Origin of the sequence: Motilibacter aurantiacus, assembly GCF_011250645.1 — a bacterium.
Lineage (GTDB): Bacteria > Actinomycetota > Actinomycetes > Motilibacterales > Motilibacteraceae > Motilibacter_A > Motilibacter_A aurantiacus.
In genome coordinates this window covers 30,872-52,961 of record NZ_JAANNO010000013.1, presented here as the reverse complement: position 1 = coordinate 52,961, position 22,090 = coordinate 30,872, and the positions used below count along the sequence as shown (strand labels likewise).

At 68.9% G+C, this 22,090-nt stretch carries 17 protein-coding genes, 1 tRNA gene and 1 pseudogene; 7 read left to right on the top strand and 12 right to left on the bottom strand.

The window, feature by feature from the left end; translation table 11 throughout:
• Window positions 1-438: 438 nt before the first annotated feature.
• Complete coding sequence (locus G9H72_RS17920) at window positions 439-1,155, top strand: zinc metalloprotease (RefSeq protein WP_166173660.1); 717 nt, start codon at window positions 439-441, stop codon at window positions 1,153-1,155.
• Window positions 1,156-1,280: 125 nt separating this feature from the next.
• On the opposite strand, the gene G9H72_RS17915 is transcribed toward G9H72_RS17920, so the two are convergent.
• The gene (locus G9H72_RS17915) at window positions 1,281-1,919 is read right to left on the bottom strand and encodes an HNH endonuclease (RefSeq protein ID WP_166173658.1); all 639 of its coding nucleotides are present in this window, start codon (window positions 1,917-1,919) and stop codon (window positions 1,281-1,283) included.
• Window positions 1,920-2,235: 316 nt separating this feature from the next.
• Here G9H72_RS17915 and G9H72_RS17910 point away from each other — a divergent pair, with 316 nt between their 5' ends.
• The 3 genes from G9H72_RS17910 to G9H72_RS17900 all read left to right on the top strand — a co-directional run bounded on the left by G9H72_RS17910 (window position 2,236) and on the right by G9H72_RS17900 (window position 5,540).
• Entirely contained in the window at window positions 2,236-2,433 is a 198-nt protein-coding gene (locus tag G9H72_RS17910) for a hypothetical protein (RefSeq protein ID WP_166173656.1), read from the top strand.
• Between the two features lie 659 nt (window positions 2,434-3,092).
• The gene (locus G9H72_RS17905; protein WP_166173654.1) at window positions 3,093-4,181 is read left to right on the top strand and encodes an MrcB family domain-containing protein; all 1,089 of its coding nucleotides are present in this window, start codon (window positions 3,093-3,095) and stop codon (window positions 4,179-4,181) included.
• A gap of 288 nt (window positions 4,182-4,469) precedes the next feature.
• Window positions 4,470-5,540, top strand: coding sequence for a restriction endonuclease (locus G9H72_RS17900; RefSeq protein ID WP_166173652.1), 1,071 nt, complete (start codon window positions 4,470-4,472; stop codon window positions 5,538-5,540).
• Between the two features lie 499 nt (window positions 5,541-6,039).
• On the opposite strand, the gene G9H72_RS17895 is transcribed toward G9H72_RS17900, so the two are convergent.
• Window positions 6,040-6,333, bottom strand: coding sequence for a hypothetical protein (locus G9H72_RS17895; protein ID WP_166173650.1), 294 nt, complete (start codon window positions 6,331-6,333; stop codon window positions 6,040-6,042).
• A 329-nt stretch (window positions 6,334-6,662) separates the two neighbouring features.
• On the opposite strand from G9H72_RS17895, the gene G9H72_RS17890 reads away from it, so the two are divergent.
• Window positions 6,663-7,511 carry a zinc metalloprotease gene (locus G9H72_RS17890; protein ID WP_166173648.1) on the top strand — a complete coding sequence of 283 codons (849 nt, stop codon included), beginning with the start codon at window positions 6,663-6,665 and terminating at the stop codon, window positions 7,509-7,511.
• Between the two features lie 160 nt (window positions 7,512-7,671).
• On the opposite strand, the gene G9H72_RS17885 is transcribed toward G9H72_RS17890, so the two are convergent.
• The 4 genes and pseudogenes from G9H72_RS17885 to G9H72_RS23495 form a co-directional block, all read right to left on the bottom strand.
• Window positions 7,672-9,030, bottom strand: a complete 1,359-nt coding sequence (locus G9H72_RS17885; protein ID WP_166173646.1) for a pentapeptide repeat-containing protein — start codon at window positions 9,028-9,030, stop codon at window positions 7,672-7,674.
• Window positions 9,031-9,198: 168 nt separating this feature from the next.
• Window positions 9,199-9,672 (bottom strand): annotated as a pseudogene (locus tag G9H72_RS17880) (ISL3 family transposase); the annotation flags it as partial.
• A gap of 253 nt (window positions 9,673-9,925) precedes the next feature.
• The gene (locus G9H72_RS17875) at window positions 9,926-10,789 is read right to left on the bottom strand and encodes a hypothetical protein (RefSeq protein WP_166173644.1); all 864 of its coding nucleotides are present in this window, start codon (window positions 10,787-10,789) and stop codon (window positions 9,926-9,928) included.
• 121 nt (window positions 10,790-10,910) lie between these two features.
• The gene (locus G9H72_RS23495) at window positions 10,911-11,246 is read right to left on the bottom strand and encodes an AAA family ATPase (RefSeq protein ID WP_407939603.1); all 336 of its coding nucleotides are present in this window, start codon (window positions 11,244-11,246) and stop codon (window positions 10,911-10,913) included.
• A gap of 380 nt (window positions 11,247-11,626) precedes the next feature.
• Between G9H72_RS23495 and G9H72_RS17870 the strand changes: the two genes are divergently transcribed.
• Together G9H72_RS17870 and G9H72_RS17865 are read left to right on the top strand one after the other, a co-directional pair.
• Entirely contained in the window at window positions 11,627-13,591 is a 1,965-nt protein-coding gene (locus G9H72_RS17870; protein ID WP_166173642.1) for a DUF4041 domain-containing protein, read from the top strand.
• Window positions 13,592-14,027: 436 nt separating this feature from the next.
• On the top strand, window positions 14,028-15,299 hold the full coding sequence (locus G9H72_RS17865) for a tyrosine-type recombinase/integrase (RefSeq protein ID WP_166173640.1): 1,272 nt from the start codon (window positions 14,028-14,030) through the stop codon (window positions 15,297-15,299).
• Window positions 15,300-15,346: 47 nt separating this feature from the next.
• On the opposite strand, the gene G9H72_RS17860 is transcribed toward G9H72_RS17865, so the two are convergent.
• From G9H72_RS17860 to flhA, 6 genes are all read right to left on the bottom strand, one after another.
• Window positions 15,347-15,419, bottom strand: a tRNA-Arg gene (locus tag G9H72_RS17860).
• A 127-nt stretch (window positions 15,420-15,546) separates the two neighbouring features.
• On the bottom strand, window positions 15,547-17,187 hold the full coding sequence (locus G9H72_RS22640) for a hypothetical protein (RefSeq protein ID WP_166173638.1): 1,641 nt from the start codon (window positions 17,185-17,187) through the stop codon (window positions 15,547-15,549).
• Window positions 17,188-17,365: 178 nt separating this feature from the next.
• Window positions 17,366-17,677 carry a hypothetical protein gene (locus G9H72_RS17850; RefSeq protein WP_166173636.1) on the bottom strand — a complete coding sequence of 104 codons (312 nt, stop codon included), beginning with the start codon at window positions 17,675-17,677 and terminating at the stop codon, window positions 17,366-17,368.
• The gene (locus tag G9H72_RS23190) at window positions 17,674-18,315 is read right to left on the bottom strand and encodes a PilZ domain-containing protein (RefSeq protein ID WP_166173634.1); all 642 of its coding nucleotides are present in this window, start codon (window positions 18,313-18,315) and stop codon (window positions 17,674-17,676) included. Before G9H72_RS23190 ends, G9H72_RS17850 begins: the two co-directional genes overlap by 4 nt.
• Window positions 18,312-19,943 (bottom strand): hypothetical protein, encoded by a 1,632-nt coding sequence (locus G9H72_RS17840; protein WP_166173632.1) that lies wholly within the window; start codon window positions 19,941-19,943, stop codon window positions 18,312-18,314. Before G9H72_RS17840 ends, G9H72_RS23190 begins: the two co-directional genes overlap by 4 nt.
• Complete coding sequence (gene flhA / locus G9H72_RS17835; protein WP_166173630.1) at window positions 19,921-21,978, bottom strand: flagellar biosynthesis protein FlhA; 2,058 nt, start codon at window positions 21,976-21,978, stop codon at window positions 19,921-19,923. Before flhA ends, G9H72_RS17840 begins: the two co-directional genes overlap by 23 nt.
• Between the last annotated feature and the right edge of the window lie 112 nt (window positions 21,979-22,090).

Sequence of the window (22,090 nt, the reverse complement as noted above, 5' to 3'; positions counted from 1 at the left end):
CCGGCGGACCCGCATTCCATGAAAGAGCCACACCCTCCAGGGGTGGGCAGCCGCTAGAAGAGCGACCCGTCGGACACCTCGACCCCAGCCTGGCCAGGCCCGGGCCGTCCGTCCATAGAACAAGTAGCCGCCGTGCGCGCGGGACGCGCGACTATGCCGCCGGTCGAGTGACTCGCGGGTCGGCATCTTCGGTTCGACGTTCGGCGGCCGATGCCCGGTCGTGAGGAGCAGCCGCCTGGTCGATGTCGTGATTTGGGGCGTGTTCGGCGGCGACGCCGCATGGCGCGGGCACTGCGTCAGCTGGACCGGCTGGACATGGCTGGCGGCACAGAACCACCGCCCTGGCGGCAGACAACCCTTGCAGCTCCCTGGCGGCGCAGGCCCGCGGGCCAAGTGGTAGCGGTCGGCGTCCTGGCGGCATGCCTGGGCATCCCAGCGGTGCTGCCCCATGTCCTGCCGACGACCGCCACCGGCGGAAGCCTCGAGGTTCCGCCGCGCGGCGTTGGTGAAGAGCAGGGCCGGCTACTTCCGAGGGTGTCGAGCGGCCCCGGCAGTGGCGGCTACGCTTTTGTGCAGACGCAGCCCGGCTCGCAACAAGCGGTGACCTACGACCCGTGCCGGCCGCTCCGCTACGCCGTCAACTCCGAGCAGGCGCCGACTGGCGCGGAAGCGCTCGTACGTCGGGCTGTGGCCCGGGTGCGAGCGGCGACGGGCCTGCCCTTCGAGTACGTCGGGCCAACTGACGAGCCGCCGAGGCCCGACCGCGAGGAATACCAGCCGGGGCGCTACGGCAAGCAGTGGGCGCCGGTCCTCATCGCCTGGTCCAACCCGGAGCAAACGCCGGGCCTCGCAGGGCGCGTTGCAGGGCTCGGAGGAAGCACCGCCTGGCCTGATGGTCGGGGCCAGTTGGCCTACGTCACCGGGACGGTCACTCTGGACACCCCTGCCTTGGCCGCCGGCTTCGACACCCCCGCCGGACGACGACAGGTGGAGGCGCTTGTCATGCACGAGCTCGGGCACGTTGTCGGCCTGGCCCACGTTCACGATCGGACGCAGCTGATGTACGACGACAACATCGGCCGCACCGGCTTTGGGGAAGGCGACCTGCGAGGGCTTGCCCGGGTCGGGCACGGCCGCTGCCGGCCCGACCTGTAGGGCCGTGCAGCAGGGCACGCTTCAGCCGGCGTCGCACGCTCGTGCCGAGGAGCGGTAAGCCCTCACGCAGCACGGTCGGCGTACTTGGTCAGGCCCGCGACGGATGGCAGTGACGGGCGCCGCCGTCAAGAGACTTGATTCAATATGCTCGCGTTGTGGTAAGCCAGGCTCACGTTCGAGATCTCGTGCCCCGCGACGCTCCGAATGCTTTCGCTATGCAGTGCTACCGCCCCCATGTCGCAAAGTGCATGGTGATTCGGACACAGTACGATGATATTGGACGGGATATCCGGGCCTGCGTGCTCACGCCCAAGCGGAATGATGTGATGCGCTTCAGAGTACGTCCTATCGGGTGCAATGCGCAGGGCCAGACCGCAAATCTGGCACTGGTCTCGATGGAGCAACTTGATCTGACGCGCCAGCGCAGTGTCGCGTAGGATGCGGTAGGTCGTCTGCTGCGCTCTTTCGGGACTCGCGTTCCCCTCGGGTAGGTCTGCGTCGGCCGCGACGGGGGTTGCTCGCGCCAAGTCCCGCAGACCCCACACACCGCGCCCAAGACCTTCCACCGTGAAGAACAGGTCGTCGGCGCCCTTGAACCCTTCGGAGTCGGACGAGCGATCCTGAATCATCCTTCGAATGATGTCTTTCCAAGACGTTGGGCGGGTGGGGCGCAGACGCTCAACCTCCGCGTAGATCTCCGCGTAGGTTCCGGTCCCACCCAAGTTCACGAATGCTGCCACGATGTCATCTTCCCAAGTAGCCACCGGCCCCGCTCCTCCGCCTCGTGCGATCTAGGCTGCATCCTGCCGGAAGCGGCTTACTTCGGTGACGGCCCCACCAAGCGGCGGGTGTTGAGCGCCAGGATGGCCGCATCTGCCCGCGCACCCATAGTGCGTAGTCGTCCGCCGAGCTCAGCAGGACGCTACTCGCGCACCCAAGCACCCGGGCACCCGGGCACCCGGGCACCCGCACCGTGACTCGTCCAGCCGGCTTCTTGCGTACGATCCTGGTATGGTAAATTGGAACGTGCACGATGTGATCGGCTGGGACTCCTGCGCGAACCTCGCCTGCAGGAGGAGCGTGCGAACGGATCCCGTCACTCTCCTCACGACGACGCACATGCGCCGCTTCTGCAGCGTCGAGTGCATCGCCCAGGGGCAGCAGGTGTGGACCGAGATCATCTACTCCTCAACTCGTGAGGACTATGGCCATGGCGGCGACGCCGCCATCCAGCGGGCGGTCAAGAAGTACCTCGACGCGCACCCCGCCTCGTCTTAAAGGTTGTCCCACCGGTCTTACCTCCGCTGGCGGAAGCGAGCGGAGGCCGTGCAACCGTTGACGCTGCTAAGCGCAAAGTTTGTGGTCGTGAGACTGAGCACTCGTCCCCGCAGACCCTCGGCACGGACGATCCTGAAGGCTTGTGCAGCCGCAATGAAGGTCCTGCAGCCCGCCCGCGCCGACAGTGGCTGCCTGGCGGCCACCTCGGGTACCTCAGCCCCAAGGTGGCCATGTCGACCGGCGTCGTTCTACTCATATTCAGCGATGCAAGCCGCGCCCGGCGCGTAAGCCCGCAGGAGCAGACGCACGGGCATACAGCTGTGGTGGCGTGCCCTCCGGGCAACGCGTGCAGGGGACAGGCCGTTGGCTCGGTTAGGAGGCTGGTCGGCGCGGCGGCGACAAGGTCGCCGACGACTGTCGAATGCGGTCCTTCGAGGAGGTCGACTGCCTTGAGTCGATGCGGCCAATAATGGGTGGGCGGGCGCCTGCACCCAAGCCGGGAGCGGATGCGGTCTCCGTCTTGCGTGCCGGAGGCCGTCGAGCGGCCCTCTGTTCGCAACAGCAGTGGCGACGTGGAGTCGGCACCTGGTAGGCGTACAGCCCCTTCCCGTTGGCGTGTCCCGGTGCTCGGGCTCGAGCCTTCGGCAACAATGGTACGCATGCCGATTCGCCCCTTTCTCGCTCGCGTCGCCTCCGAGTACGATCGAACCGCGAAGATGAGTAGTGAGATTCAAAAGTTCGTCAGGTCTGCGACTGATGTCTTCGCCGATGCTGTTCCACCCGGATATCTGGTGGGCGGGCACGGCGGCCAGGGGACGCCGACGCCAACACCATGGGTGGGCATCTTGGACCCCGATATTACCGATGACCCCAAGCACGGGCTCTACATCGCTTACCTCTTCTCGGCCGACCTAGTAAACGTCACGCTGACCATCCAGCAGGGCATGGAGGAGGTTAGTCGCCGCCTTGGGACCACCGTGGCGCGTTCAGTCTTGAGACAAGACGCCGAGAAGATCAGAGCCTCGATGGCTGAAGCAGTCCCGCACGAATTGCTAGAGCCCTTTGATCTGCGGTTTGATTACTGGCGCCAGAAGGCCTACGCAGCCGGGAGCGTTGCGCAGACAACGTATGCCACGGCCGCGCTGCCCGACGAAAGCACTCTTCGGGAAGACCTAGAACGCTTCTTTCGCGTTCTAGGTGACGCCGCCCATGCACGAGCCACTCTCCTCTTGTCTTCCCCGGGTGCACTGACTGCGGGAGGAGGGCAAGGGCAAGAGAACCCAGGCGAGATAGATCCGTTGGCGCACTTCAAACCAAAGAGCAGTGAGGATTACATAGCCCTGTTGACCACGCGGTCGCTCGTGAAGACGCGGCGCCACGAGGCACTCATCGACCGCTTCGGGCGCCACGTCGCGAGTTTGGGGTGGATTCCTAGCACCGAGGAGCACCCGCTGGATCTGACGCTGCGGCGAAGGGGAGCGCGTACACGAGTTATTGTTGAAGCGAAAGTCGTACGCCGCGGCAACTCGACACAGGCGGTCCGGGAAGCAATCGGCCAGCTCTTCACATACCAGTTTCACCTAGTCCCGGAGAACGAGATGCCCGAAACCCCTCTCGTCGCGTTGTTCAGTGAAACGATAGGCGACGCTTACGTAGCTCTGCTCGATCGGCTCAACATAGTGGCCGTATGGGTGGATGGCTCGTCTTGGAACGCCAGCATAAGAGCTACCGGTCTAGATCTCATATAGCTTGCGAGGCGCTCGACCTAACGCACGTTTCGCGTGGCAGCGAAGGCGCGGTTGCCCTGGGCAACACGCGGTCATGCCGCCGTCGTAGGGCGCTCGGCCTTCGGGCCTTGAGCCGACGGAGGCTGTGGCCGAACGGCCGGCTCTCTGGGCCTGCTCATCTGGGTTCGGTGCCCGCTCCGCGACGGCTACGGTCCTCTTGTGACCGAAAATCTGGCACAGCGGGCGCGAGGCGACGGCTGGCTCGCGCGATACGCACCGCTCGCGGGAGCGGTTGGCCTAGGGGCGGGCATGGTGTTCGTCGTCGGGCTCCTCCTCCCACCGTTTGCCTCCACTGCGGCGGCGTGGATTGCGGGCTGCAGCGCCCTGGTCTTCTGCGTGTGCGTTGCGTGGACGTGGCCTTTCCGGAACGGCAGGACGCTAGGCGACCCGCCACACAACGCTCAGGAGGCACCACTGTCACCGAGCCTGTCAGGCGGCCGAAGGCTGTCGAGGCAGGAGGTTGACGCGCAGACGGCCGCCGTCATCGGGTGGCAGGAGGTGCATCGGCGCGCAGCGCCCGTTCGCGCTGCCGCTTCTCAGAAGCTCGCGGCGGCTCCGAAGAGCCCAGGCGTCAGCCTCGCGGCTCTGGCAGTTATCGAGGCGCTGGTGCGCCCGAAGGACAGGGTCCTCGCCGTGGCGCAGTCGCCGACCGCGGCAGACGTGACGGTGGCGGTCACAGACCGTGAGTCGCTGATCGGGGCTGTCGGCGAGCGTGCCTTTCGGTTCGTGCCAGTCGAGTGCAGTTACACCACGGAGGCGCAAGGTGTACGCACCGCGCGTATTTCAAGCGCCCACGGCGGCGGCAGCGTCCCCGGCTTCTCGATGACGTTGACGGACCCAGTGGTGGCGGCGGCGGTCCTCGTCCGACAGCAGGAGATCAACAAGCGGTCCGCGCCACACAAACCCGCAGCGCCGGCGGGGGCAGTGCCGCTACCTGCGCCTCGCCTCGATCCGCCCCCGCCGCGGCTTATCCGAACCGCGCGCGACGCCGAGTTGAACGTAGCGGCCTGGATGCGGTTCTGGGGCTTCAGCGACGCCCAGGTGATGCCGGTCGGACCGGACGCTGGAATCGACGTGATCAGCTCCAGCGCGGTGGCCCAGGTCAAGATGGAAGGGGTCCCAACTGGCCGCCCCGTCGTGCAGCAACTCCATGGGGTTGCGCAGCACGCGAAGCGGCGCGGGCTTTTGTTTTCCCTCGCCGGCTACACCGAGCAGGCTCGGGCGTGGGCGGAGGACGCGGGCGTCGCACTGTTTCGATTCGACTTCCAAGGTGTGCCCGAGCCAGTGAACGGGCACGCGGCTAGCGTCGCCGAAGCCTGAACCGCGAGCGATCGCGGCTCTTTGCTCACGGTTACTGCCAGCTGTCAAGGGCCTCCAACTGGCGTCTGCGCAGAGGCGGGTCTCCTGCCGTACTACAAGCAGCGCTGATCTCTCGATGCAGGCACGCCAACGACCGTCCGCGCGGTGTCGGAAGGCGAGCCGCGATCTCCCAGCCTCCCTCGGCAAACGCTCGGCTTCACGACACCGTCCCAGGCACTCGCCGAGGCGTGGCACCGAGCGCCCCGAACCCGGCAGCGCGTCGGGGCGCGCGACTTCTGGAGTGGTTGACGAAGCAATATCCGCACATGCCGCAGGTCGAGCGCGCTGTGGTCGATCGCGCCGATGCTGACGTTCGGGGTCGCGCGTCTCGAGCCCGGCCCAAGCTAGGGAAGCGCCCGTGCAAATGCACCCGCCCCCCGGTGCTCGCGGTGGGCGGTAGCGGTGAGAGGCCCTGCCACAGGGGCGTGGTCGGCTGGCTCGACCTGCTCGACCGACCTGCTCAGCCCGGCAGGAGGCCGGCGAAGGCACCTGCGGCAGCGAGCGCGGCGCACCAGGCCAGGCTCACGAGGGCGTGCGTCCGCTTGCCGTAGACCAGCCCGACCAACACGATCGGAAGCCCGAACAGCAGGCCCGCGACAGCTCCCCAGAAGGCGCCGGCGCTCCTGCTCGGCTCTCCGCCGAGATCACCTGTGGCAAGGGTGTAGGCAATCAGCCACGCGAGCAGTGCGCCAGCAAGGCAGATCAGCATGGTCACGGCGATGCCAATGTCACGCCACAGGTCGCGCCGGTTCATCGTGGCTCGTCGGTCACAAGAGCTCCAGCCGGTGTAAGCACTCCCTCGTATGAGTGTGTGCAATCACCCTGTGGCCCCCTGTGGCAGGGGCGCCTGAGCCCGGATACTCATCTAGCTGTCAGCAGCTCCCCACGGGCGAGCGACGCCGCCACTGACATTCACGCTCATGCCGCCGGTCGAGTGACTCGCGGGTCGGCATCTTCGGTTCGACGATCGGTGGCCGATGCCCGATCGTGGGGAGCAGCCGCCTGGTCGATGTCGTGACGTTGGGGCGTGCCCGGCGGCGACGCCGCATGGCACGGGCGCTGCGTCAGCTGGACCGGCTGGACGTGGCCGGCAGCACCGGGCCGCCGCCTTGGCGGCAGGCAACCCTCGCAGCTCCGCGGCGGCGCAAGCACGCTGGCCAAGTTGTAGCGGTCGGGATCCTGGCGGCATGCCTGGGCATTCCGGCGGTGCTGCCGCGGGTCCTGCCGCCCACCGCCACCAGCGGAAGCCTCGACGCCACCGAGGTACCGCCGCCCGGCGTCGGCGAAGCGCAGGGCCGGCTACTTCCCCGGGTGCCGAGCGGACCCGGCACCGGTGGCTACGCCTTCACACAGACGCAGCCCGGCACGCAGAACGCGGTCACCTACGACCCGTGCCGCCCGCTCCGCTACGCCATCAACTCCGAGCAGGCGCCGCCGGGCGCGGTAGCTCTCGTGCGCCGGGCTGTGGCCCGGGTGCGAGAGGCCACGGGCCTGGCCTTCGAGTACGTCGGGCCTACCGACGAGCCGGCGGGTCCCGACCGCGAGGCGTACCAGCCGGTCCGCTACGGCAAGCAGTGGGCGCCGGTCCTCATCGCCTGGTCCAACCCCGAGCAGACGCCGGGCCTCGCAGGCCGCGTCGCAGGGCTAGGGGGGAGCACCGCCTGGTCGGACGGCCGCGGCCAGATGGCCTACGTCAGCGGAACAGTCACTCTGGACACCCCCGCTCTGGCCGCCGGGTTCGATACCCCCACCGGACGACAACACGTGGAAGCGCTTGTCATGCACGAGCTCGGCCACGTCGTCGGCCTGGCCCACGTTCACGACCCCACCCAGCTCATGCACGACGACAACATCGGCCGCACCGACTTCGGCGAAGGCGACCGGCGAGGGCTTGCCCGGGCCGGGCACGGCCGCTGCCAACCCGACCTGTAGGCGCTGGCAGCCGGCGGGGCACCTCCGCCCAGTCCGCCCGCTCGTGCCGAAGACAGGGCGTGGCCGAGAGGGCCAGGATCGCCCAAGCGGTTCCCAACGCTGCTTACGCCCTCGGCAAGCGACGATCTGTCATCCCCGGGCGGTCTCGCTTCATGCGTCATCACATTGGGTCGCTCTCCATCGGCTGCTGATCGCGCCGGGGCATCGTCATGGACAGCGTGTGAGTGAGTGCGTGTTTCGGTGGACTACCAGGCGACCAGTTGATTAGGCCTTGATCGAGCTGTGCCTTCGGCAGACGCACCTTCCCGCCAGCGAACGCCATGTTGCGGAACCGGATGCTGCCAATGGCGACGGGCAACTGTTGCGCCAGGGGCGGGAGCAGGTCCCCGGCAACTGCCCCGACGTCGAGTTGCCCGGCAGACGCGGTGCAGTTCGAGAACTCAACGTAGCTCTGATTGTCACTTTCGCGGATTCTGACAGTGACGTCGGAGCCAGAAAAGTGAGCACCGTCGAAGATGAGCCTACTACTGTGTAGCTGCACATTGTTGAAGACAACCTTGCCGGCCTCGAAGGTGGTGTTGACGAAGTACGCGTATGTGTTCGGGCTTATGAACAGGTTGAAGTGTGCCTGCGACCCAGCGAAGACCGCTTCATTGAAGTTGGTCGTCGAGAGTTGCGTCATATCAAAAGACGTGGTTCCCAAAAAGCGGGAGGCCTTGAAGCTGACTCCCGCCCCAGCGAAGTAGCAGTCGGAGAAGTCGGCGTCCACAAAGGTCGCGCCTTCCAGGTCGAACCGCAGTCCCGCCCACGCCGGAAGCTCGTCCTCCTCGGGGAGCAGATGCTCGCGTATGACGCCGACGACCGAGCGTCGCACCTGTCCGTCTCCTAGGTCTTGCTCGTCGTAGGGCATGCGCAGATAGGCGCAGAGGACATCCACGCAGGTCTGTTGCTGAGTTGGCCACTCGTCCGCCAGACGCGCCAAGGCGTACACGCCGGCCAAGCGAACGGCAGCCTTCTCGTGGCCCAATTGCTCCGCGGCATCCTGATAGCGCTGAGAGCGGGCCGCGTCGATCTCACGCAAGTTCTCTTCGTCCGCCCGCCGGCCCGCTGCCTCCTCGACTCGCTGCTTGCGATATGCGTACACAACTGCGAAGAGCCCACCGAAGAGGGCGACGAGTGTGGCCGTTGCACGGGCGAGGTCGAAGAGATCGTCCTCCTTGAGGTCGCCCCATTCGGCATGCCAGTACTGAATATGAGCACCCTTCAAACGGGCGAGGGTTATGAAGATGAACCAGAAGAAAGCGCCACCCAGAAGACCTACGCATGTCAGGAGCGGTCCAATCCTGAGCATGCGAGGAGCATGTCTTCCAGCGGTGTAGGTGAGGACATCCTCGCCGAAGTGACGATCTACCCAAGCGCGCGGGTGGATTCCGTATCGCAGCCACTGCCCCATAAACCACATCCGCGCACTGCGCCGCTGCTTCTCGAGACGCGCGCCCTTCGCTGGTTCAGCCATCACGCCCCCTCCGACTCGAAGGGAGGATATGGGGCAGGTGGGCCGCAGTTGGCCGCTGTCCGCCGACCCGCGCACTGGCGGTGGGTGGCGTGCGTCACATCTAGGGATCCGGCGCCATAAGCGCCCACGCTGACCCCACTGCGATGGGCCGTTCTCCCACTAGGCGCGCAACTCGAACCTCTTGGGCCGACGCCTGCCCTCGGCCAAGACGGCGTCGTTCGCGGTGTCCCACGACACCGCGAGGGCTTCGGCCAGCCGGGCGACGGTCAGGTGCTGCAGGACGAGGCCTTCGAGCGCCCAGCGCAGCGCCCGCCGTGACAGCTTGGCCCGAGGCTGCGCGGCCCGGCTGGTGTCTTGGCGCCACACGTGCCCGCACCCGGTGCAGCGGTAGCGCCGGACGGTGACTTCCAGCGTCGTGGGCCGCCAGCCCAGCGGCTCATGCGCAAGGCGCCGGACAACGCTGTCGCGCGGGGCTCCGAGGCAGCCGCAGCCTCGGCACCAGGAATCTGGTTCGACCACCCGGCAGGCCAGCACCGCGCGATCGCGCTCCAGGCGCTGGCCGGTCACGACGAGGCCGAGCTCATCCAGGCGGCAGAACGCGGAGAGATCAGGGCAGGCAAAGCCGGCAGAGGTAGCGTCAGCCATGTCGAGGTCTTCCGGATGGGCAGTGTGAGAGCTTCCATCCTCGGGAGACCTCGACCCCTACACCGCCCGCGACGCGCCAGCGACCTCTACACCCTCAAGGCGGAAGAGCCCTCAAAACGCGCAGAGAACGCCCGCAGTCTTACGTGCAGTTCTGCAGGCCACAACACAGCCTCCTGAGCGTGCCCAAGTAGGCCCACCCGCCTCACGCAGCCGTATGGCAGTCGCCGCTCAACGGCCCTACACAAATGTTCTTCTACCCGCGTTGCGGTGGGCCGAACGTAACCTGCACACCCGAGACTTCAGCGTCACGGTAGTTGGTGATAAAGACCTGTAGGCTGGACTTGAGCGCGTCCCAAACTACTGACTGTTCGCGATTCTGCGGAATCTTCGCATCTAAGCGCGCCTGAGCGTAGGCGTGGTAAAGGGGTTCGGCGAATCGGAAGCGGCCATCCGTGCCGTGACGGAGCACACTGCCGCGCTCCTCGCCGACCAACTGTCGCAAGTATGACGTGAGGTTACCTGGCGGATAGTCTGCGTGCTTGGCTCGGATGCTCGTCAGTGGCTCTGCGTGCAGTAAGCCTTCAGGAGAGGCGGCAGCAAGCGCTGCGAGGATCAATCGACAGTTGTCGAAGCGTCGCACCTTATGTCGAACAAGGGCGCGATCGAATGTGCCTTTGAGAGTATCCGATGACTCGTCTACATAGCGGGAAGTCGCTTTGGCCAGGTCTTCCGCTGTTAGTGCGACCACTTCCGTTGCCGTCGCCTCAACATGCGCCGCCAGGCAGGCGTTCAATGCGAGGTGATGACAGACGCTCGCAAGCCCGACCGAGAATCCGGAGATCTCGTCGCGGATTTCCGTCATGTCGAGGTTGAGCAGTTGCTCTCCGTTGGTGAGGATCTCGTGGAGCTCGGCGTCGGTCATCATAGGAACCAACACTTCGGCGACGCGGTTGGACATCTCTCGGTCATACTCAACGACTTCTCGGGCAGTCTCGGTAGCCCCGACAGCAACTATCTTCAACGACGGGTAGTCAGCCCCAAGATCGCTGAACACTTTCAATGCCTGAGCAACCTTTGTCTTCTCCTCGGCCGGCACCTTATGGAAATCCTCGATCACCCAGCACAAGCCTTCACTGCCCATGAATTCGCCCAACCGCTGAGCTGTCAGTTGAGGCGGGAGTAGACGCTTGCTTGTTGTACTGTCACCGACAAGGATTTCTCGACTGTGGCGCGGAGGCCTAAAAATCAGCACGCAGTGTGCCCTTCGACCCTCGGCCCCTTGTCGTCGTGGTGGACTCCACATAATGCCGGTTAAGTTGGTCGAAGGCGTCCAGAATTGCGGCTTCGTAAGTTGTAGCGAAACTACACCTAGTGGTCACGTGATCGGGGTATAGCTGCTCCAACTTCCTCTGTAGGAGAGTCGACTTCCCCGACCCGGATTCCCCATAGATGACGACTTGCTTTCCGGGTGTGCGCAGCGCGTCGACCAACTTGTCGTTAACTCGTTCCCGGTGAACGAAGTTCAGACGTGCGGGCGTTGTGGGCGTGAAGACGTCGAAGACCGAGGAGGACACTGCAACAGATCTGGCTACGTCCCGCTACCCTTCCGCTTACAACCACCGATCATGGGGTCAGTGACCCTAGCACTGTGCTCACAAAACGGGGAATGCCTCGCCGCCGACTGTCGGGTGTGCTCGCACCGGTCCGTGAGGTCGGCATAGGCAATGGTGCCGAGGCGAGACCAGGAGAGGACGCCAGCCCCAGGTCCGTCACGCCGCGCCATGCATCAGGTACACGGTCGGACAGCGTCCTGTCATTCCCCGGAGCGGACCGTGTCTGTGAGGTCCTCCTGTCGACGTCGGTCGTTGGCTACTCGGGGTGAGTAGCGGCCGCAGCAGGGTCCTTCCCGCAAACTTGCCCCACGTCTTGCGGCGCCCTGGCAACATCACCGCCTGTGACTGCCGAGGTGCTGACCAAGGGCGCGAACGCGCCGCTGCCGCCGCACGCCTTCATGGGCGGGCACATTGACATCGCCCTTGAGTGGCGTGTCTTGGAGGAAGCTCCCGAGGTGGACTTGTCCGCTGTTCTGGTCAACGCCGACGGGCGCGTGCGCAGCGACGCGGACCTGGTCTTCTACAACCAGCCTGCCGCCGAGAACGGAGCCGTTCGGCATCTCGGGAAGGCCCGCGGCGCCGGCCTGCTGCGGGACGTGGTCCGGCTTCGGCTCGCGGACCTCCCAAACGATGTCACCGCGGTCTTCGTCGCAGCCTCCACGGAGAACGGGCCGTTCGCGGCCGTGACTGGGCTGCGCCTAACGATGACGGACGCAGGCGACGTGCCGCTGATCACGTACGAGGTCAGTGGGACGAGCACCGAGCAGGCAATTCTCGTCGGGGAGGTCTACCGCCGCGCCGGCGCGTGGAAGCTGCGCGCCGTGGGCCAAGGGTGGGCCGACGGGCTCGCGGGCCTCGTCACGCACTTCGGAATCGACGTCGACGACGAGCAGGACTCCGCCTCGCCGACCCCGCACGCTCCGCCCGCAAGGACGTTGCCCGACGCGCCGCCGTCGACCGCGCCCGCGGCTCCGTCCACCCCGATGCCCCCACCCGCGCCCGCCGGTGTGCCTGCCCTACCTCCGCCGCCTGCACCTGAGCCGTCGCCGCCGTCCGGCGGTCGTCGTGGCTTGTTCGGGCCACGGAAGAAGCAGCTCGCGGAGGACAACGCGCGGCTTGCAAGCCAGCTCGCGCACTTCGGTGCGATGGACGCGCTGGACGTGCAGCGGGAGACCGACCGCCGCCGGGACGAGCTTCGGGTCGTCGAGGCACAGCTCGCCGCCGCCCGCGCCGAGCTCCAGCAGGTGCAAAGCCAGCTGGTTGCCGCCGACGACGACATGGTGCTGCAAGAGGTGGGCGTCTACCGCTACAAGCACCCGCTGGACGACTCCGTTGCGTACAAGGCCCGCCTCGCCGACCTCAAGGACCAGATCAAGGTCGCGACCAAGGGCCAGAACGCCGTCTTGGCCGCCACCAACTGGACCGTCAACGGATCAGCGCGCGAGGGAGCCGCCATGGTCCGCGACTTCTCCAAGCTCATGCTGCGCGCCTACAACGCCGAAGCCGACAACGCCGTACGCACGGTCCGGCCGCACACCCTGCACACGGCCACCGACCGGCTCGAGAAGGCCGCGGCGACGATCGCGAAGCTCGGCAAGTCCATGCTGATCCGCGTCAGCCCGCACTACCACGGCCTCCGACTCCTCGAAGTACAGCTCACCGCTGACTACCTGGCGAAGGTCGAGGAAGAGCGCGAGCGTATTCGGGAGCAGCGCGAGCGGCAGCGCGAGGAAGAGAAGGCCCAACGCGAGTTCGAGCGTGAGAAGGCACGCCTGCTCAAGGAGCGCGCTCACTACGAGGCCGTCCTTGCCCGGGCCCGAGCGAGCGGCGACCTCGACGCCATCACCGACCTGCAGTCCAAGCTCGACGACGTCGACACCGCGATCTTCGGCGTCGAAGCCCGCGAGGCCAAGATCCGGGCCGGGTACGTCTACGTCATCTCCAACATCGGGGCCTTCGGCGAGCACATGGTCAAAATCGGTATGACACGCCGCCTCGACCCCATGGACCGTGTCCGCGAACTCGGCGACGCCTCAGTCCCCTTCCGCTTCGACGTCCACGCCCTCATCTTCAGCGAGGACGCCGTCAGCCTCGAAAACACACTCCACGAAGAACTCAAAGACCGCCGGGTCAATCGCGTCAACCAGCACCGCGAGTTCTTCTACGCCACGCCCGCGGAGGTGCGCGACGTTTTGGCACGCCGAGCAGGGCAGCACCTCCTCGAGTACAAGGAGGCCGCCGAAGCGCTCGAGTGGCGGGCGAGCGGTGAGCGGGCACTGCCCACACCGCACCGGCTCACCTACTAGGTCAACAGCCCCCGCAGGCAGAGGGAGTCGACCTACGACATTCACGCTCATGCCCCTGTCGCTGCGAGTCAACGCGCGCTCGAAGTCGCTTTCACCAGGCAGCATGACCCCTCGAGTGCAGTCCGCCACCACTGTCCACGACAGTTGACAGGTCATGACTTCGTGGCGCACGCTGGGTACTCACTCAAACGTGGAGCTCGCGCCTCGACCCGCTGCGAACGGAGGAGGACGGCGTGACACTGACCCTCACGGCCGCGGATCTCCTTCAGCTCCCCCCGGTCGTCGACGTTCCGACGGCGGCTGCAGTGTTGGGTATCGGCCGCACTTCCGCGTACGAGCTCATCCGTGCCGGCGCTTGGCCGACTCCTGTCCTCCACCTCGGCAAGTCCATACGAGTACCCACCGCGCCGCTTCTCGAGCTGGTACAGGTGGCACGGTGAAGCACGGCTCCGTCTATCAACGCCACGCCCGGACCTGCCCACGTGATGCCGAGGGCCGTCTGCAAGCGCATCGCTGCCGCGGCGGGTGGGCCTACGTGCTGGAGTACGGCCGCGACAGCAATGGCAAGCGCTTGCAGACCACCAAGTCCGGCTACCCGACGCGAGCCGCTGCGCAGGAGGCGTTGCAGGAGACGGTGCGTGTCCTCATGACCGACGTCTCGATGCATGCCCTCACAACCCGCGAGTACCTCGAGACCTGGCTCGCGGGCAAGGCTGCTTTGAAGCCTTCCACCGCGGCCCATTACCAGGACGCTTTGAGGCTCTACTTACTTCCTCACCTCGGCGACGTCCGTCTGCTCGACCTCCGCCCGCACCACCTCGACCGGCTGTACGAAGCGATCGCCACCGGGCGTCGAGGACGTCCCCTCAGCCCGAGCTCAATTCGGCGCGTTCACGCCACGCTCCGCTCCGCGCTCAACACCGCGGTCAAGCGACGGCTCATCCCGTACAACCCAGCGCTGCACATCGAGCTCGCTCCGGAGAACCCGAGGCGGCCACGTCCTTGGAGCGCGGACCAGAGTCGGCGGTTCCTCAAGGCAGCGGAGAAGGACCGCCTCGTCGCGCTCTACCAGCTGCTCCTCGTCAGCGGCCTCCGTCGTGGCGAGGCAACCGGACTCCGTTGGAACGACCTGGCCCTCGACCAGGGATACCTGATGGTCGTCCAACAGATCACCGAGGTGCGCGGCAAGCTCGTCGTCGGCACGCCCAAGACCAAGCGCGGCAGCCGTGTAGTCCAGCTCGATCAGGTGACGGTCGAGGTGCTGCGTCGCCACCGCGCCCGGCAGCAGCACGAGCGGGCGGAGTGGGGCGACGCCTGGCGCGACAGCGGGCTCGTGTTCACCCGCGAGGACGGCGGGCCACTGCGCCCCGAGTACGTCACGCGCCACTTCCAGAAGCTGGCCGCGCAGGCGGACCTTCCAGTGATCCGCCTCCACGACCTGCGTCACACGAACGCGAGCCTGGCGCTTTCAGCAGGTGTCGACATCAAGGTCGTGTCCGAGCGTCTCGGCCACTCCACGACGGCGATCACTGCAGACCTCTACACGCACGTAGACCGCGGCGTAGGCCGAGAAGCCGCGAACCGGATCGGCAGCCTCCTGACGGCGCCGGCACAAGCGAGCGAGGAGCTTCCTAGCGCATCCCTAGCGCGGCAGCACCCCGAGGGAACCGTGGACGCCCGCGCCTCCCCTGACAGCACAAGGCCCTGACCGCGTTTCCGCAGGTCAGGGCCTCGTCCTACTGTCTCGACACAGCGTGCGCCCGAAGGGACTCGAACCCCTAACCTTCTGATCCGTAGTCAGATGCTCTATCCGTTGAGCTACGGGCGCGTGCGTCACCGGAGTGGCGCTGGAACAGCATACCGGGTCCCTCCGGCAGGCCAGAGCCGGACTGGCGCGACCGGCCGAGCACAGCGCTGGCCTGCGCAGACGCGCCCGCCGCGCAGCAGCGGCACGATCAGCCCCCGGCCGGCGAGGACGCCGCCACGACCGCCCCCGACCGGCGGCCGGCGGCGTCGACCGCGACCACCCGGTAGTGGTGCCCAGGGCTGCCCAGCAGGAGGAGGTCCACCGCCCCTGTCGAGGCGGTGGTCCCCAGCGTCTCGACATCGAGGAAGCCCGGCGCCGGCGAGCGCTGCACGACGTAGCCGGCGACGCCGACGTCGTCGGCGGCCGCGCCCCAGCTGAGCGACACGAGGACGCCGGCCTCGTGAGCCGCGCTCGTGACGGTGACGTCGGTCGGCTCGCTCGGAGCGGCGGCGTCGCCGGTCAGTGACACGGCCTGGCCGGCGGAGCGCTCGCTGCGGTTGCCCGCCGCGTCGAGGGCTACCACCGCGTAGTGGTACGTCGCCCCGGCAGCCGGCGGGTGGTCGACGAACGTGGCTTCCGCCTGCGGCTCGAACTCGACGGTCTCGACCCCGTCGACGCCGGTCTCGAAACCCGGGGAGGTGGAGCGCACGGGGATGTACCGGGAGACTCCGACGTCGTCCGCGCCACCGCTGCGCCAGCTGAGCGTCACCGCTTCGGACGTGGTCGCGGCCAGCACGTCGTCCGGCGCGCGCGGGGCGTGGTCGTCGAGGCCGAGCGTCGCCGCCACGCTGGCGGACCGGTCGCTGGTGTTGCCGGCCGCGTCCCGCGCCATCACGAGGTAGTGCCGGGCCCGTCTGTCGGCGGGCGTGTCGAAGGCGGTCGTCCCGGTCGTGTAGCCCACGTACGTCAGGGCGTCGTCCAGGGCGTACGACGGCGAGCTCCACACGTCGTACCCCGCCACGCCGACGTTGTCGGCCGAGGCAGCCCAGTGGAGCCCGATCCCGCCGTCCCGGACCTCCGCATACAGGCCGGTGGGGGCCGAGGGCGGCACGAGGTCCCAGACGCTGGCGGGCGGGGCGTCGACAGGGAGCGGGGCCGTCACCGGGCCGGGCACCGCCACGGGCGCCGGAAGGGCCACCGGGGCGAGGCCCGGGACGGCCGGGAGCAGGGCCGGGGCGGGAGCCTCCGGGGTGTGAGCACCGGGGGCGGGAAACGCCTCCACCGGCGCAGGCGCCACCGGTGCAGGCACGGAGGGGGCCGGCGATGGCCCCGGCCGGGGCGCGACCAGCGTCGGCCGGCCCGTCACCGTGTCCCCCGCCCCACGCACCACGGTGTCCCTGGTGTCGGCGGCGACCCGGTCCCGGCCCGCGCCGCCGTCGATGACGTCCTGCCCGGCGCCGCCACTGACCCGGTCGTTCCCCGCACCGCCGCGGATCGTGTCGTTCCCCGCGTCCCCGTTCAGCACGTCCGCGGAGGAGCTGCCGAGCAGCCTGTCGTCACCCGGCCCGCCCGAGACGGTCGAGGCCCGCAGCGCGCAGACGAGGTCGTTGCCGCTGCCGGCGCGCACGACGCTGCCGGCGCCTTTCACCACGATGACGTCCCGGCGTGGGGTGCCCGCCACGACCGCAGCGGCCCGGGTCGAGACGATCGTGGCGCGTACGCCGTCGCACAGGATCGCTCCCGAACGGGCCGTGGGCTGCGCGGCCGCTGCCGGGAAGGCGAGCGTGAGGGCGGCCAGGGCGGCCGCGGCGGCTCCGCCGAGCGCACGGCCCTCGCTGCGCGACGTCATCGAGGCCCGCCTCTCCTGATCGCTCCGGCTTCCTACGGCTCCCCCAGCCCATCGGCGTCACGCACGCTGCTGTTGAGGAAGTCAGGACTCGGCGCTCACGAATCGCACTGCCGGCGTCCGGCAGACGCCGACCGGCCCCGCCGCGCGATGCGCGACGGGGCCGTCCAGGTCGGGGGTGTCAGGGCAGGGCGACCGGCTCGAGAGCCGGCATGTCCATGGCCGTGGTCGGCACGACCGGCGGGGCGTCGGTCGCCCGGCGGCCCTGGATGTAGGGGTTGACCGGCTTGGGCCGCTCCGCCTCGTTCTTCGTCGCGTACGCCACCGTGATCGCGTCGAGGATGGACAGCGCGACACCGGTGACCAGCACGCCGAAGAGGAAGCGGTAGATCGCCGCGTCCACGCCGATCGTCTCGGTGATGAGGGCGGAGTACATCGTCGGCGACGAGAGCAGGAGCCCGCCGACGACGGACCCGGGACGCAGGATGTTCACGCCTGGCCTCCCGCGGTCGCCGCCCGCCGGGCGCGCAACTGCTCCGCGAACACGTGCTTGCGAACCAGGTCGGCCGCCGGGTGGTCGTCGGGGAACGTCACGACGAGCTCCTCGTAGCCGTTCACCGGCTTCTCGGCGCGCAGCACCGTGCCGTGGACCACGAGGACGTCGCCGTCCACGTTGAGCCGGCACTCGACCGGCTCGTCGGCCTTGAACGCCCCCGGGGCGACCCGGCAGCGCACGCCGCCCTCGCCCAGGTCCAGCATCCAGCCGACGCGGATGGTGTCGACCTCGGGGTTGACCACGGAGAGCGCCCCGTTGACCTCGACCCGGGCGTACCGCCGGCGCTGCCGGAGCTCCACCGAGCCCGCCGGCCGTACCCGCCAGAGCTTCATGCCGGTGCCGGACCGCTCCGCGCCGATGAACAGCGCGGCCACGCTGCAGACGCCGCGCCTGCAGGTCCAGTGGACCGAGACGACCGTGCCCGCCCGCGGGCCCTCGATGTCGCCGACGTACGCCGCGGCCGCCAGCAGCAGGTCTCCGTCGACGCTGTCCTCGACCCGCGAGGGCAGCACGAGCTCGTCGTCGTCCAGGGCGATCCGCACGAGCTCGTTGACGTCGGGAAGCGTCGTGCTCACTCTTCCTCCTCGTCGGTGCCCAGCCGGGCGCCGAGCAGCGCCGACCAGGCAGCGGGTGTGGCGCGGCGCCCGTCGAGCACCGCCACCGGGACGCCGAGCGCGAGAACGCTGCACGGGTCCGCCGTGTCATCAAGGTGTTCGACAGCGACGGCGTCCACTCCACCAATTCGGCGCAGGTGCTTGGCGACATCACCCGTCTTGCGCGTGGCGTCGACGACCGCCCACACGGCGGTCGCCTCGAGGCCGGCGATCACGCCGCGCGCCCAGTCCGCGCCGGAGCGGCCCAGCGGGGCGTCGACGGCCACGATGGTCGCGCTCTCGGACAGGTGCAGGCGGCGCGAGCGGCGGACGGCCTCCGCCGCGTTCGGGATGCGGCGGCGGCTGTGCACGCCGGTGCCCAGGCCCGTCGGCGCGGCGAGCAGGACCTTGTCCGGGTCCAGGCGCATGGCGCTCGCGGTCTTGCGCGCCACGCCGTACGCGGCGGCACCCTCTCCCACGATGACCAGCACGTCCCCGGCCTTCGCCGGCGGCTTCGGCGCCTCGGGCAGCGCGGCCACGAGGCGCGCGACCGCGGCGTGGCTGTTCCAGGTCGGGACAGCCGCGACGGCAGCGGTGAGCTCCGGGGGCACGCCCAGGGCCCGCAGCGCCGGCGTGAGCCCGTCCTGCGGCTCGGCCAGGGCCGGCAGCAGCGTCTGCTCCTGCTGGGTCAGGTCGATGACCGTCCCCGCGCGGGCCTCGTCCGCCGGCGCGGCGTCCACGAACTCCGGCTCGACGACGGGCTCGGAGAAGCCCTGCGCCGGGAACGCGGACGGGACCTCGACCGCGACCGGAACGCTCTGCGGCACGGCGGTCGGCGACGCCGGGGCGCCCGCCGGCGCCGCGGTGACGGTGGGGGCGGGCGCCGTGGGCAGCCCGGCCGTGAAGCGGGCCTCTGCGCCGTCGGCCTCCCGCGCCAGCCCGGCGAGCACGTGGGCGAAGCTCGGCGACTGCGTCGAGACGGTGGGGAACTCGGCCGGCTGCACCTCGGGCGCGTCCGGCCGGGTCGGCGGGAGCCGGACCTCGGGGGCGGCGGGCTGGGCGGCGGCAGGCTGGGCCGGGGCGGGCTGGGCAGCCGCAGGCTGCGCAGCGGGGGCGGCCGCGGCGACGGTGTACGTCCCCGCGTCCGTCGCCGCGTACGCCGGGGCGGGCGCCGCAGGAGCAGGCTGGACGAGCGGCGCAGCGGGCGCGGCCGGCGCCGGCGGTGCCGGCGCCACCGGGGCCGGCACGGCGGCGGCCGGCGGGACCGCGGCGGGCGGCACGGGCGCCGCCGGCACCGGGGCTACCGGGGCCTGCGGCACCGCGACCGGCGCCCCGGGGTTCCCCGTGATGCCGATCTGGTCGCGGACCTCGTCGATCATGTCGAGCAGGTTCTCGGCGGCCGGGGTCGGCGCGGGAGCGGGAGCCGGGGCGGGCTCGGCGTCCGGGATCTCGACGGCGACCTCGTAGCGCTCCTTGGTGAAGAAGCCGGCGAAGCCACCCGTGCGGATCTTGTCCGCCTGGACGATGCGCGCCTTCGGCCCGTGCTCGGCCCGTACCCGGGCGAGCAGCTCCTGGATGTCAGGTCCCTCAAGCAGCAGGCGCGTGGGCATCGTCAACCACTCCCATCGTCTCAATCCGTAGCTGCCCGGTTACCTCACCGTACGAGAGCACGGGTACCCGCGGAGCAGCGTTGCGAGTCAGTCGGCGCACTGCGGATCGGACCTGAGGGCTGCAGACGAGAACCGGTGTGGTCCCGCGCTGCTCGGCCAGCTCGGCCATCTGGGCGAGCCGGTTGGTGACCGCCTCGGCACGCATCGCGTCGAGCAGGATGTGCGTCCCGCCGTCGCCGGCGACCATCGACTCGAACATCGCCTGCTCCAGGCGCGGGTCCAGGGTGAAGCAGCGCAGGACGCCGTCCGGGGCGTACGCGGCGGCGATCGCCGGGCCGAGCGCCGTGCGGGCGGCCTCGACCAGGCCCTCGACGTCGGTGCCCTGCTTGGCCCGCAGCGACAGCGCCTCGAAGATGCGCGGCAGGTCGCGGATGGAGACGCCCTCGTCGAGCATCGCCTGCAGGACCCGCTGGACCTCGCCGAGCGTGAGCGCGGCGGGGGTGAGCTCCTCGACGACCACCGGGTGGGTCCGCTTGACCATGTCGACCAGCGAGCGGACGTCCTCGCGGCCGAGCAGGCGGCTGGCGCCCTCCCGGACCACCTCGGCCAGGTGCGTCGTGACCACGCTGGCGCGGTCCACCACGGTCGCGCCGAGCAGCTCGGCCTGGTGGCGCAGCTCGGCGGGGACCCACTTGGCGGCGAGGCCGAAGACCGGCTCACGGGTGGGGGTGCCGGGCAGGCCCTCGAGCGAGTCGCTGATGGCGAGCACGTGGCCCGTCGGGGCCTCGCCGCGGGCGGCGGGCACGCCGCCGATCTTGATGACGTAGGTCGAGAGCGGGAGCTCGAGGTCGTCGCGGGTGCGGACCGGCGGGAGGACGATGCCCAGGTCGAGCGCGATCTTGCGGCGCAGGGCGCGTACCCGGTCGAGCAGGTCCCCGCCGGCCGAGGTGTCGACCAGGTCGACGAGGTCCACCGCCAGCTCGAGCGCGAGGGAGTCGACGAGCATCTCGTCGGCGAGCGCCTCGGGCGAGTCCGGCGCCGGGCCGGCCTCGAGCGCCGCGGCGGCCTCGGCGGCCTGCAGCTCGGCCGCGGCCTCGTCGGGCTTCTTGAGCTTGGTCGAGAGGTAGAAGACGCCGCCGCCGACCACGAGGAACGGGAGCTTGGGCAGGCCCGGGATGAGGCAGAGGCCGAGGACCGCGAAGGCACCGATCCGGAGCGCGTTGCGCTGCTGGCCGAGCTGCTGGACGAAGTCGCTGCCCATGTCGGCCTTGGAGGTCGACCGGGTGACGATGAGGCCGGTCGCGACCGAGAGCAGCAGCGCCGGGATCTGGGAGACCAGGCCGTCGCCGATCGAGAGCAGGCTGTACGTGTGGGCGGCCTCGCCGGGCGCCATGCCCTTCTGCACGACACCGACCACGAACCCGCCGAGCAGGTTGACCGCGGTGATGATGATCGCGGCGATCGCGTCGCCCTTGACGAACTTGGACGCACCGTCCATGGCGCCGTAGAAGTCGGCCTCGGCCGCCACGTCCTCGCGGCGACGGCGGGCCTCGTCCTCGTCGATGATGCCGGCGTTGAGGTCGGCGTCGATCGCCATCTGCTTGCCGGGCATCGCGTCGAGGGTGAAGCGGGCGCCGACCTCGGCGACCCGCTCGGCGCCCTTCGTGATCACCATGAACTGGATGATCACCAGGATGAAGAAGATGACCAGGCCGATGACCAGCGAGCCGCCGACCACGAAGTGGCCGAACGACTCGATGACGTTGCCGGCGAAGCCGTCGCGCAGCACGAGCCGGGTGGCGCTCACGTTGAGCGCGAGCCGGAACAGGGTCGCGATGAGGATCAGCGCCGGGAAGACCGCGAAGTCGAGGGCCCGCCTCACGAACATGGCCACGAGCAGGACCACGAGCGCGAACGCGATGTTCAGCGCGATGAGCATGTCGAGCACGACCGTGGGCAGCGGCACGACCAGCATCAGGATGATCGCGACGACACCGGCGGGGATACCCACCTGGCCGAGGTTCTTCGACTTCACAGCACCATCCGGTTCGCGTGAGAAGCGGGGCGGCCGACCGTGGCCTGGGGTGCCTTCCTGGCTCTGCTTCTTCGACAGCCGGTCCCGGGTCTTTAGCCCTGGGCCGCACTCC